Source organism: Vibrio tubiashii ATCC 19109 (assembly GCF_000772105.1).
Taxonomy (GTDB): Bacteria; Pseudomonadota; Gammaproteobacteria; order Enterobacterales; family Vibrionaceae; genus Vibrio; species Vibrio tubiashii.
On record NZ_CP009354.1, the window covers coordinates 1,330,202 to 1,342,729 of the forward strand.

Below are 12,528 nucleotides of genomic sequence, written 5' to 3' on the forward strand. Positions count from 1 at the left end.
GCAGCCAATCTGGCTGCTTTTTTAATCGGTACTTGAACGAAAAGAATTAGTTTTTCCAATCGTTTAGCTTGAATGTCAGCGTATGTACGTCGTTTTTCAGAACCATAGTATCTTGAGTTAGCGTCATATCACTCCAATCAGACAGAGTTTGACCAAACGCTTGTTCTACATCCATAACGTCGCCGACACACATCTTCATGGTCATGCCCATTTTCTCGATGCGGAACTGGTTGTCTTTCAACTCAGCTTGACCAAAGAAGTTGTTACAACCAGCATTGCCGTTCGCTGTCATCTTTTCACCAATTTCAAGGCGCGGTGGGTTTTGACGGCTATCTGCAACAACCGCTTCGCCATCGATGCTAACCAGTTCCCAGTTGTGGTGTTGTAGATCTTGAGCTGTAATTTGTTTCACATCGTCTCCATTGCTTGCGCATGCTGTTACAACAAGAGGTAGTGTAATTGCTGCAAGTAGCGTTTTTGGACTAAGCTTCATAATAGATTCAACTCCGATAAATAAGTAGTTAAGTCAGCGTAGTGACTTCGATGAATGCAGTATAGTTAATTGCGAGTATGATTTGTCAATATAAGGTCATAGTTTGGTGCGAATCACACATTGAAACTTATTGATAAACATACAATTACAATTAACGTAGAGTGAAAAATGACCATCAGATAATATAGAGAAATCATTTGGAGCAGCTAGAGTTTTTTACCGTCCCGAGCCCTTGTGTTGGCATTTGTACAGTAGATGAAAAAGGCTACTGTAAGGGCTGTATGCGTAAACGAGAAGAGCGTTTTAACTGGTTAAACATGACCCCCGCTCAGCAGCTACATGTGATTAAACTTTGTCGTCAACGCTACCTGCGTAAGATACGAAAAGGGCAATCGACTTCATCCGAAGAGATCCCAACCAATACACCTCAACAAGATCTTTTTTAAAATCAAAACTTTACATTAACTTCCGATTGGGCTACATCTTAATTATCGTGTACTGTATTTTGAGGTGTAGTATGGATATACGAAATTATAGTGCGAACCCGTGTGTGGGCTTGTGCGAATCAAACATCAATGGTGTTTGTATAGGCTGTGGCCGAACGCGAGAAGAACGCTATCTTTGGTATCAAATGTCTGAAATCGAACAAAGAGAGATTCTAGACCGACTATCTAATGAACCTCTCTGCTTCAATCTGAAATCTAGCTAGATTACTTCAATCCCCAACGATCATTCACCCAACCACCGGCATGCTCATCAAAATGATTACCTGAGAATCGGTGGTTTACTTCGGTACTTTTTTCATTTTGAGGCGTCTCATCAAGTAAATGCTGGATATAACTTGCCATAGGATCACCGCCTTTCAGCCGCTCTTGCCGAGTCGCTACCTCTTTAATCAATTGAAGACGGTATGAGTTGCTAGCACGTTTCATTTGGTGATCCTCCGTGGTTATGACACTAATATGAAAAGTTAGAAGCCGATGTGATAACCGTCAATATGAATTGGTTAAAATTTAACCTGTCTTTTCAGGGGTGAGTCACTTTTATAAAATGTGTCACCAACAATAATCAGCTATCGTATTGATTATCAAGGCGAGGGAAGGTGCTAGGGTTGCGCATGTGTTGAAATAAAAAATTCATGATTTATTAAAACAAAAAAGCTCCAAAACTGGAGCTTTTGAAATGAACTTTTGGTAAAGAATCATTTTCCAAAGTTAAAAATCGGGAAGCAGGGCAAAAAGCCGTTGTCAGCGCAGTTGATGAGTCCTATTTGGACACCTTCGATTTTGGCTGTTTTGTTAAAAACACCGACTTGGACAGTCGACTCGTTTGACATATTTACTGCACCAACATCAACCATAGTGTCGCCTTCGGAATAGTTCACGAATGAAACGTTGGCTCCTCTGACATCATTGGTTACGTTAACGGCTCCTAGGTTCACACCTGTAGTTAAACCTTCATTCCAGTTAAATAGGCCTAGAGAAGCGCCTGTCATCTCTTGGTTAACTTTGGAAGCTCCCAAAAACAAGCCGAAGTTAACGCCCGTTGTGGTATTGGTTTCTGACATACCGACAATAGAAAAATCGACTCCTTTGACGGTATCGACTTTACCGTGAAGGGCCGCCAGTCTTACTCCGGAGACCTGAGAGTTTTCAGGTGCATTAAAATCGCTAACCGATGAGAACATGACCGGAGAAGAGGCGAATGTCACGGGAGACAACACCATTGCCGAGATAGCCACTGCATTAAGTATTTTTTTCATATTAACTCCAAAAACAAAGTTATTTGTATGAGCGAGTATTCAGGTCTAACAACCCGAATAATTCACGTTAACTATAGTTGCTATCTGTCAAAAGAGCGTTAGTGGTTGATTACAAAGCGCGAGGAGTTTTGTGTGAGTAGATTTTAGCCAAATAGAGCGCAATTATATCGTATGCAACCTTGTGCAATAAAAAGGTCTCTGTCTATATTTAAGATCTAACGTCAGAGGCAATCTAACAATGAAAAACTCGCAAATTGTCATAGTAGATGACTCACCAGCGATTCTTTTGGTGATGAAAGGCATGATGTCGGAGCTTGGGTATGAAAATGTGATCACTTGTTCTAACCCCGCGTCGGCTCTTGCCAATATCCGACGCTCTCCTGAGAAATACTGCGCAGTATTTACTGATCTGAATATGCCAGATATAGATGGGATGACCCTACTAAAAGAACTCGGAGAAATGAATTATCGAGGTGGGGTTTGTATCATCTCGGAAATGGAAAATCGAGTAATAGAGCTTGCTGCCCACATTGCTCGTAAACACAAGGTCAATTTGGTTGGTAATATAGCTAAACCAGTCTATCTCAACGAACTTCAACGGATGCTCAACAAACTTCAGCAGCTTTCATTGCGAGAGTCGAAGCATTATGAACCATTGTCTGCAAGTACATTGAGTGACTATATCAAGCAAGACTTAATCGAACCTTATTATCAGCCCAAAGTGAACTTAGATAGCAAAAACGTTGAAGGTATTGAGGTGTTGGCTCGTATAGTAAAATCTGGGCAGACCAACGCGATAGCGCCAGGGCAGTTCATTCCGACTGCGATTGAGCATGGGTTGCTAAACGAGCTTACTCAGCAGCTGTTAGGCAAAGTACTTGCTGATTTTCCAAAATTGGTTAAAGAGTTTGGTGAAGGGGTGAAAATTAGCCTTAATCTATCACCTTCGCAGTTAACCACTGACGGTTATACGCGGGATTTTATCGAGACGATTGATACGCAGCATGTGGATAAAAACAACATTACTTTGGAGATAACCGAGGAGTTCGCGCTAGAAGATACTGAACAGTTGGAGACTATAAACCGTCTAAGGATGCGTGGTTTTGGATTATCGCTTGACGACTTTGGCACCGGGTTCACTAACCTCAACCAACTTCGTACCCTGCCGTTTACAGAAGTGAAAATCGATCGCACATTGATCAATGATATCCATCAAGATCAGTTTAACCAAGTTGTGGTCGATACCTTGGTAAACATTGCAGGGAAAATTGACGCCTCTCTGATTGCTGAAGGGTTGGAGGAGTATGAAGATCTTGAGTACTTGAGCAAAACCTATAAAGATATGAACGTGCAAGGTTATCTGATTTGTAAGCCGAAACCACTTGATAGTTTATTGTACTGGCACCACAGTTGGCTATACAACGTGCAATAAAAAGCCTCGAATTTCGAGGCTCTTACACTTATTTGGTTAAACTATTGCAGCGTTGCTGAGTCACAAACTCGTCAGCCATTAATTGTCCGCGGCTATTTCGCATCTTAATTCTATAGCTGATGCCGACTTCAAGATTATTCATGGTGTCAGGCGTAGTACAGTAAGTTCGAATACTTTGATTCAAGACTTGCGCAGCCGGCTTCGCCCCTTTCGCATCATCGTTGTAAACCATCATAATCTCAATGGTGCTTCCTTTTGCACTCGCACGCATGATGGACAGAGGGCCTGATTCTAGAGGAAGCTCAGTAGCCAGTAGGTTTGCTCGGCTTTGCGCTAATAATTCTAGCTGTTTTTGTTTTTCTGACGAGGCAGACGAACAGCCAGCAACGAGCATCACCAGTGCGATGATAGAAAAAGACTTGAGTGAATTAAGCATCGTTAAAACACTTTTTTAAATGGCTTAACGATAACTTTCTCGTAAACACCCGCTTCAATATAGGGATCAGCGTCAGCCCATTCTTGAGCTTGTTGCAACGAGTCAAACTCAGCAATAACAGTGGAACCAGTAAAGCCAGCTTCTCCTGGGTTATCAGAGTCAATGGCAGGCATTGGTCCTGCTGTGAGCAAACGGCCTTCATCTTGCAGTGCTTGTAAACGCTCTAGGTGAGCAGGACGCACACTAAGGCGCTTTTCCAAAGAGTTCTCTACATCTTGTGAGAAGATGACATACCACATGATCTGATATCCTTATATGAATAGAGTAAATTCAGACGTTTACTCTACCTTAAATGGCGCAATTTAAAAGGGTTGCGGCGAGATAATTTACTGCCAATTAAGACTGTTCAATTGGACGTGGTTTGCCTTCAGCATCAATAGCGACGTAATTGAATGTTGCGTCACACACCATAAAGCGATCTTCTAAGCCATGTTCTTTGACAGGCTTGACCCAGACTTCTAGATCAATGCTCATTGAAGTGCGACCTATTTTGGTACACTCACCGTAACAGCAGACCACATCGCCTACACGAACCGGTTTTTTAAACGTAATACTTGATACCGAAACAGTAACGATTCGACCAGATGAGATTTCTTTGGCGAGGATACCGCCTGCAAGGTCAAGTTGTGACATGATCCAACCACCAAAAATATCGCCATTGGCGTTAGTATCTGCTGGCATAGCAAGGGTTCTAAGAAGTAATTGCCCTTTGGGTGCAGTGTTTTCTGTGCTCATTGTGACATCCAATACAAACGAAACAGCGACCAAGTTGGTCGCTGCAAAAATTGGATTGTAACAAAACTATCAACTTATCCGCCAGAGTTAGCGTTCTGTTCGTCTTTTGGCATGTGTTTGTAGATGTAGATTCCGGTCAGCAATGTGAAACCAAATGTCGCCGCTAGTAGACCAAAGACTTTGAAGTTAACCCAGACATCGAGCGGAAGGTTAAAAGCAACGTAGACGTTTATGCCTGCACATAGTGAAAAGAAAGCTACCCACGCCCATGTGACTTTTGCCCAAACCGAATCAGGAAGTGTGATCTCTTTTCCGAGCATGCTTTTTATCGCCGATTTTCCAATTGCATGGCTCACTGCCAATCCAATCGCGAAAATCAGATAAACTATGGTGACTTTCCACTTAATAAAGTTGTCATCGTGGAGAAAAATAGTCATACCGCCAAATACGGCAACCATCAAAAAGGTGATGACTTGCATCTTTTCAACTTTCTTATAGATCAAATAAGTCACGATAATTTGAATGGCCGTTGCGACAATCAGAGCGCCTGTCGCAACGTAGATATCCTGCAATTTGTATAAAGCGAAGAAAATAATTAATGGGATAAAATCGAGCAGTTGTTTCATTGAAGTATTCTGAGTCAGTCTAATTCGCTTCAGTCTAACCAAAACAAGGCTAATCACAAAGCGGTTCGTCACTATAGGAGCAGTGTCTCCCTGCAAAGAGAGGTCCTAGCGCTGTAGCTGGCGTTTATAGTCTTCCAAATAACCTTCGCTGCGCAAACTATCAACGGCAAACTGGAGCTCTTCATCGCTCATTGAGAAGCAACTTGATTTGCCAGTCATTCCATTCAAATATTCGTGATATTCCATCTCAGTGAAGTGACCAATACGATCAACGAGCAGACTCTTAATGCCTTGATGAATAAGTCGATAATATGTGTGACGTTGAACTTCCATAACGTTCCCCTTACATCTAGCAAAGCGTGGTAATGTCGCTTTTCTGTTACCATGCGGGAATCAAGCATATTCGGTGCCACTGACAACGGAATACTGGGTATGGCTTTATAGGTTATTCAAAACACGCAGTATTTTTCGTATTGAGAACAGAATTGAGCGCCTACGGTTACACTCAATAATCAATCTGCGAGTCAATTTGGGAAAAAGGTTGCCAATCTATTGACTGGCTTTGGTTCTATTAGAGTGACAAACACCATCAGTTCAGAGCTGCGCTCACGGGGCTGACTAATAGATTCCCCTGCTTAGGTTTGAGTATTAATAGGTCGTTAAGTGATGGGCTAGCAGCAGGAAAAGTCAGTTTGAACTCCGTATACCTATCTAACTCTGAATGGCAACTGATAGATCCACCAAAAGAAGTCATTACACGTTGGCAATAGCCTAACCCCAAGCCACTACCTCCGCTCTTGTTATAACTGAAAAAGTCATCAAATATTTGGGCTATCAAGTGATCTGGTATGCCTGGACCGGTATCACGAAAAAGTAAGTAGTTCTCGTGGTGACCTTTTTTTAGTTGAATTGAAATTCTGCTTTTAGGGTACGAATCGAAATAGTAAGTCGCGTTTCGCACGAGATTAAACAGTACGAAACTAAACAAAGTATCATTAATCTCTACCACGAAATCATGTTGGAAATCCAGATGGACCCTGTAGCGCATAGTTTCATTCTCAAAACCGTATTGATCAATCGCGGAACAAACTACAGAGGAAACGAGTGATGGAACAACGGGTGCTTGATCGAGTGAAGCTTGGCCCAATTCTCGCGTTATGATATCAATTAATTGATGACTTCGAGCGATGGCTTTAGTCCCTTTATTGACATGGTACTTTAGCTGCTCGGTCGAGTTAGGTTGTTTAATAGCTTGCTCAATGAGTTCAAATTCAAGTTGCAGTTGGGCAAAAGGGTTACGCATCTCATGTGCTATCGAACTTGCTAAAGCTTGTGACTGCCGGACTTCACGTTCATAGTTTAAATGTACCTGAACCTTGCTTAGTACTTTTTCAAGTGCCGAGAGCTCTTCATATGAAAAATGAACCCCCTCAGATTTCGAGCTTGAAACCAAAATGTGCGATAGCTTATTTTTACTTTCGAAGAGCGGTACGACCAAGGCTGATTCGAATTTACTCATATTGCTGTGAACAAGGCTAAGCGTTTTATCATTTGAGTTGAGTAATTCTTCTTCCACCTCTTCAATGACCAATGAGGTTCCATGACTCTCAAAGTAGTTTCGATACAAATTCACATCATGATAGTCGTCTAACAAGCGAAGTTTATCTTTTGGTACGCCCAAGTAGTCAGCCAAGCTTTCCATGGCGCGCGTCGGGGAAGATTGAAACTCATCTTCTAGCCGAGATATTTTTTCTACGGGATGGATAGGGTCTCGATACATAATCATACTGACTGTTTTTTGGACAAACCGATAAAGTGTTTGCCAAGTCATTCCTATGAGTAGAACTAGGAATAAAGCATCGGTAACTCCTAGCTGAGTAATAGGAACGAAAGACGCGACAGTTGTGGCATATATTAACGCGGTGGAGGCGATACTAACGAAGATAAAACAGATGTATTTCGGACTGAAAAAGCGCGATGTAAGCAGGGCGTATCCCATGAACAGCATTTCACTTAGGGATAATGCCGGGGGAAGCCAAGTAAGTGAGAAATTGTCAAAAAAGAAAGTCATGCCAACCTGAATAACCGCGGTGGAGGACATGAATATAGTGATACCCATGATCATGTAATTGGTTCGCGTTTTTCGTATTCGGTTGCGACTCTTTTTTAGCGAAAGAAGATTAAAGAAAGTTAACAGCACTAAGATGATGAAGCCTAGAAAGAAATACTTAGTGTAAGGACCAAACTTCAACTGGAAATTACTGGGGCCAATAATGTCGATGCCTAGAATAGTGCCTCCGGGCATGAGGTTGCTGATAACACCAAATAAGGTAATGTTAGCAACTAGGATATCTTGCCATAGCGCGACGCTTTTATTGGTGTAGTGCTTGTGCAGTTTTGATATAAAACAGTAGGCTGAGACAAAAGCGAGTAGCGTTGCTAAATTGGCAACAATTGCAATGTTAATCGCGACACTATCTCCAAACCTTACAAGCAGATCCGTATGGAAATAGCTGTTACTTAGCGTCCAGAAGAAAACCCCCACGGTATAGCAAATATAATAGGTGTACTGCTTTAAACTGAGAGTTCCATGACGTTTTGCCAGAGCAGTACAAAAATAACCTGCCCAAACGAGAACAAGTAAAGAGATCGAGAGTAATACGACCGCTTTGGGATACATCATTTGATGCAATAGATAACTGAACATATTGTTCCGCTTTACCAGTATTTGACGTTGTTAAAACTGATCCGATATTTTTTGTTTGTATGATGGGGCCTAGTGAGAGTACTACTGGGAAGTCTAAGATTTATCGTTTTATGGAGGACTCACAGCAACTCACGGCCAAAGTTGGATCAGAGTTTGGAGATCCTGTTTACCTTAAGTAGAATTTTGTGCAATTTATTTCTTATGATCACCTGAGGGATATCCCACTTTTTCGGAACGAATTGTCTGTTCTATGATGGAAGGCAAAATATTGGCCGTACTTATTGATATATTTGGTGGGGAACCAAAAAAAGTATATTATTTCATATGGTTATAAGGCTAGGGCGGTGAGTGGAACCGCCCTAACTTAATGAGATGCGATTTAATGGATACTCATGGGTAAGGCCGATTTCAACATTTGATCAAGCGCTTCCTTAGTTGTTGGTTTTGACAGTCGCCCATCCATCAGTTCACTGATCAGAGTGAGTTCACGTTCTCCGGATTCTCCTGACAGAGCAATAATTGGGATAGTCGGGAAGGAACGTTTGATGATACTCGCCGCTTCAAAACCATTCATGACTGGCATCTGAATATCCATAAACACCAGATCAATTGGGTTGTTTTGAATAATCTCAATAGCCACTTTACCATTGTTGGCTAATACGACTCCGTAGCCAAGTTGCTCTAAATAGAGTTTCACTAAGGTACGTTGAATCTCTTTATCATCAACGACTAAGATCATGTGCGCAGGGCTTACGCCAAAGTTGAGTTCGCCATTGGATACAGCAAGAGGGGGAGTGGTAACTTCCGATCTAAGTTCTGTCTTAGGTTTGTTGGTCTGAGTAGCCGCGACATTGGTTGCTGGGAAAGTAAGCTTAAACTCAGTAAAACTTCCAACTTCTGACTGACAGCTGATAGATCCTCCAAATGATGCCATGACTCGTTGACAATAGCCAAGACCCAAACCACTACCACCGCTTTTGTTGTGGCTGAAGAAATCATCAAAAATTCGAGTTAGCAGCTCGGCAGGAATACCTGGTCCTGTATCACGGAACAGCACGTAGTTTTCATACTGACCTTGCTCGGTACGTATTTCGATGTGGCTATTTGGATAAGAATCAAAATAGTAGATGGCATTGCGTAGCAGGTTGAATAACACGAAGTTAAAAAGAGTGTCATTGATTTTTGCAACGAAGTCTTCATTCAGATCTAACACAATACGGTTTAGCTCACTGTCATTGTCAAAGCCATATTGGTTTATCGCGCTATTAATTGCACCATGAATCAAGGTGGCTTCAGAGGGCTCTTGGTCGAGTGATGAACTATTGACCTCGCGAAGTATGATATCGATGAGCTGTCTACCTCGTTTGATAGCTTGCTTTCCTTTGTCCACGTGCTGCAGAAGGGTATTTGAATCTACAGGGGACAACAGTTTTTGATTGAGAGACTCAAACTCGAACTGTACCTGTGCAAGCGGATTTCTCATTTCGTGCGCGATTGAGTTTGCGAGTGCTTGTGATTGGCGTACTTTCTGCTCGTAATTGATATGAACTTGGACTTTTTGTATTACTCGTTCTAGTGCTTTGAGCTCTTCAAAAGAAAAGTTCACGTCACCTTGTTTATGGCTAGAAACCAGTACGTGAGAGAGTTTATTTTTACCTTCGTAGATGGGCAGAACCAATGCAGACTCCATCTGGTTCATACTGCTATGAATCGTTGAGAGCTCCTTGTTACGATTCTTCTCAATTGCGTCTTCGATCTCATCAATCACCAAAGGCGTCGTGTGGTTCTCAAAATAAGATCGGTACATGCTGGCACCTTGATAGTCATCAAGGAGTTTTAATTTGTCACTCGGTACTCCAAGATAGCTTGCCAAAGCTTCTATAGCCTGACTTGGAGATTTTTGAAACTCATCTTCTAACTGAGCAATTTTCTCGGTAGGTGAGACTGGTGAGCCATACAAGGCATAGGTTAAGCAAGTTCTGACTAGGCGTGAAGTGTACGGCCAAGAAAGCCCAATAGCCATGATAGCTAAAACACCAGTTGCGGTGCTTACATAATCTAATGGTTTGAAGAGAGTAACGACAAAGGTGTATGCAGCCGCAGTGATAATTAAAGAGCATCCAACAAGACAAAGATACCTAAAACTATAAAAACGCGATGCTAGTATCGCATATCCCATAAACAGCATTTCACTAATCGAGAGTGCTGGTGGCAGCCAAGTGAGTGAAAAGTTGTTGAAGAAATAGGTAAAGCCAAGTTGAATCACGGCAGTAGACGCCATAAATATAGTCATGCCAAGAATCATGTAGTTGATTCTTGTCCGTCGAATTCGGCTGCTGCTGCGTTTTATTGACAGTAGATTCAAGAATGTCAGAGCAAATAGAAGTGTTAGTCCAATAAAGAATGGGCGAGTGTACTCGCCAAACTCAAGCATGAACTGGCTTGGGCCTTCTATCACGACGCCTTTAATTGTTAGATCAGGAACGATGTTGACGATAGTGCAAAAAGTCATCGTTAAGCCTGCTAACAGTAACTGCCATGAGCTAGGTCTACTGCTCGTGTAGTGTTTTTTTAATTTAGCAGAGAAATAGTATGCGGAGCTGAAGGCTAACAGGGCCGAAAGGTTTGCGACCACCGCCATGGTCGCACCGACATTCGGTCCCCATTCAACCAACCATCCACTGTGGAAATAGGCGTTACTCAATATCCATACAAATAAGCCTAGAGTATAGGTCACATAGTAGACATACTGCTTGAGGCTTTGAGCACCATGCTTTCTCGCTAATGTAGAACAAAAGTACCCCGCCCAGACAAAAACAAGCAAAGCAGTCAGAATAAGAACGACTGCTTTCGGGTAGAGTAGCTGCTGTGTAATGTAACTAAGCATATTGTAGCTCTTGTCCTTGATGTCTGTGCTGCTTCAATTGAGTAATGGTACTGACTTTGTAGTTGCGATAACTGCATTCAGACAAAGCTTGGCTAAGGGGCTTGATAAACCAAAGTCCCTTATATGTGGCGAATCCAGAATCGGAAACGTGGCAATAACTCATTTTTAAGTACGCGCCATTGGTGAGGCTTTGGTAATACTGAATCATCAATGGTTGCTCTATAACAACGAATGCAACTTGAAAGCAGAGCTTTTCGAGTTGCGCCATTAGCCTTTTTTGAGACAAATAAAGGCTGAAAATTTTCTGGCTTTGATTACCGCTGACAGTCAAACGGACAATCTCACAACATTTTTCTTTGACAGTAATATTTTGCCAAAGTGCATTCTCAAATTTTGCCGACGAAGTATCACTGATCTCGATATCAGAACACAAGAGATCTAAGTTAACTAATTGGCGTTGCATCTCAACTTGATTGAGCAATGTCCAACATGAAGTTTGAAAAAATGGTGAGAAATAGAGCCAATTGTCGGCTTCCTTATGATGATTGACCTTGGCAGTAGAGACGATTACTGGGAAAGATAAATCTGGAACAAGCTGGGCAAGGATGAAATGACTACCGTGAGCAGAGACTTCGATTTCATACAGCATCTCGAACCACTGTTGTTCGGAAACAAAGGTTGCTAGGTTAATTAGCATTACGGCATCTGGTAGTTCCATTGCGTAGCGGCTATGCAGCGTGTAATAGAGCTCTGCATGGTTTTCGATATTGTCGATGACACTATCGACGAAATCTTCTTCATTTTGGGTAAATTTTGGTAGGGAGTCTAGCTCCAAGCTACGAGGCTGATTTTGATACTTGCTTTTGATTTTCCAGATATTAAAAGCACACCAAGCCTGAGCCCAGTTATCAAACAAGTTTAGTGCTCTTTGCTCGAAATCATGCCATTGCTGTGGCTCATCTTTTAAAGGATAGTTGACGTTAACGAAGTAATAAGGTGATTGGAGCTTGGTTGCGATGTTTTTGTAGCGAAGTGAGCTATCCTGTTCACTTATTTGAGCGAGACGCTCGTTAAGTACATGTTTAAAAAAGTGATTACTATCGACACCAAAAAGTGTTTCGATCTGCTCAAACAAAGCACGTGCGTGCCCCTTGTCCTCTTTTTCAAAAAGGGACGAATCAAAATTGTTAGCCATAGACGTTTGTATGATTTTTTTGTTTATTTTGGCTAACCAGTATTCATATAGGTGCCTATTTGTGCAATTGAATTAGTATGTTTATGCTAATTGATCGGGTGTTAATATTAATATTAGTGATGCAGAGCACGTAATAAATGAGAGAGGTACCTGTCTTGGGAGAGAGCTGTGTTTGAGGTTGGCAGCTCAGCCGTA

14 protein-coding genes are annotated in these 12,528 nt (G+C 41.9%); 3 read left to right on the forward strand and 11 right to left on the reverse strand.

Features of this window, described 5'->3' with window-relative positions; translation table 11 throughout:
- Positions 1-46: 46 nt before the first annotated feature.
- The gene (locus IX91_RS06055; RefSeq protein ID WP_004746713.1) at positions 47-493 is read right to left on the reverse strand and encodes an META domain-containing protein; all 447 of its coding nucleotides are present in this window, start codon (positions 491-493) and stop codon (positions 47-49) included.
- Between the two features lie 197 nt (positions 494-690).
- On the opposite strand from IX91_RS06055, the gene IX91_RS06060 reads away from it, so the two are divergent.
- Both IX91_RS06060 and IX91_RS27015 read left to right on the forward strand, forming a co-directional pair.
- Positions 691-939, forward strand: coding sequence for a DUF1289 domain-containing protein (locus IX91_RS06060; RefSeq protein WP_004746712.1), 249 nt, complete (start codon positions 691-693; stop codon positions 937-939).
- Positions 940-1,010: 71 nt separating this feature from the next.
- On the forward strand, positions 1,011-1,202 hold the full coding sequence (locus IX91_RS27015; RefSeq protein WP_071881258.1) for a DUF1289 domain-containing protein: 192 nt from the start codon (positions 1,011-1,013) through the stop codon (positions 1,200-1,202).
- Position 1,203: 1 nt separating this feature from the next.
- On the opposite strand, the gene IX91_RS06065 is transcribed toward IX91_RS27015, so the two are convergent.
- Positions 1,204-1,425: a hypothetical protein gene (locus IX91_RS06065; RefSeq protein WP_004746711.1), complete on the reverse strand. Its 222-nt coding sequence runs from the start codon at positions 1,423-1,425 to the stop codon at positions 1,204-1,206.
- Positions 1,426-1,694: 269 nt separating this feature from the next.
- The gene (locus tag IX91_RS06070; RefSeq protein WP_004746708.1) at positions 1,695-2,255 is read right to left on the reverse strand and encodes a VC2662 family protein; all 561 of its coding nucleotides are present in this window, start codon (positions 2,253-2,255) and stop codon (positions 1,695-1,697) included.
- 238 nt (positions 2,256-2,493) lie between these two features.
- Between IX91_RS06070 and IX91_RS06075 the strand changes: the two genes are divergently transcribed.
- Positions 2,494-3,687: an EAL domain-containing response regulator gene (locus tag IX91_RS06075; protein ID WP_004746707.1), complete on the forward strand. Its 1,194-nt coding sequence runs from the start codon at positions 2,494-2,496 to the stop codon at positions 3,685-3,687.
- Positions 3,688-3,715: 28 nt separating this feature from the next.
- Here IX91_RS06075 and IX91_RS06080 read toward each other — a convergent pair whose 3' ends face one another.
- The 8 genes from IX91_RS06080 to IX91_RS06115 all read right to left on the reverse strand — a co-directional run bounded on the left by IX91_RS06080 (position 3,716) and on the right by IX91_RS06115 (position 12,333).
- Positions 3,716-4,123, reverse strand: a complete 408-nt coding sequence (locus IX91_RS06080; RefSeq protein ID WP_004746704.1) for a GspS/AspS pilotin family protein — start codon at positions 4,121-4,123, stop codon at positions 3,716-3,718.
- Between the two features lie 2 nt (positions 4,124-4,125).
- Complete coding sequence (locus IX91_RS06085) at positions 4,126-4,422, reverse strand: YciI family protein (protein ID WP_004746701.1); 297 nt, start codon at positions 4,420-4,422, stop codon at positions 4,126-4,128.
- 97 nt (positions 4,423-4,519) lie between these two features.
- Complete coding sequence (gene yciA, locus IX91_RS06090) at positions 4,520-4,918, reverse strand: acyl-CoA thioester hydrolase YciA (RefSeq protein WP_004746700.1); 399 nt, start codon at positions 4,916-4,918, stop codon at positions 4,520-4,522.
- A 74-nt stretch (positions 4,919-4,992) separates the two neighbouring features.
- Positions 4,993-5,544: a septation protein A gene (locus IX91_RS06095; RefSeq protein ID WP_004746698.1), complete on the reverse strand. Its 552-nt coding sequence runs from the start codon at positions 5,542-5,544 to the stop codon at positions 4,993-4,995.
- Positions 5,545-5,649: 105 nt separating this feature from the next.
- Positions 5,650-5,877, reverse strand: coding sequence for a hypothetical protein (locus tag IX91_RS06100; RefSeq protein ID WP_004746695.1), 228 nt, complete (start codon positions 5,875-5,877; stop codon positions 5,650-5,652).
- A gap of 256 nt (positions 5,878-6,133) precedes the next feature.
- Positions 6,134-8,251 (reverse strand): sensor histidine kinase, encoded by a 2,118-nt coding sequence (locus IX91_RS06105; protein WP_004746694.1) that lies wholly within the window; start codon positions 8,249-8,251, stop codon positions 6,134-6,136.
- A 379-nt stretch (positions 8,252-8,630) separates the two neighbouring features.
- A complete protein-coding gene (locus IX91_RS06110; RefSeq protein ID WP_038550369.1) occupies positions 8,631-11,138 on the reverse strand; it encodes a hybrid sensor histidine kinase/response regulator in 2,508 nt (835 codons plus the stop codon).
- Positions 11,131-12,333, reverse strand: coding sequence for an acyl-homoserine-lactone synthase (locus IX91_RS06115; protein ID WP_004746690.1), 1,203 nt, complete (start codon positions 12,331-12,333; stop codon positions 11,131-11,133). The genes IX91_RS06110 and IX91_RS06115 overlap by 8 nt, the downstream gene beginning before the upstream one ends.
- Positions 12,334-12,528: the final 195 nt, after the last annotated feature.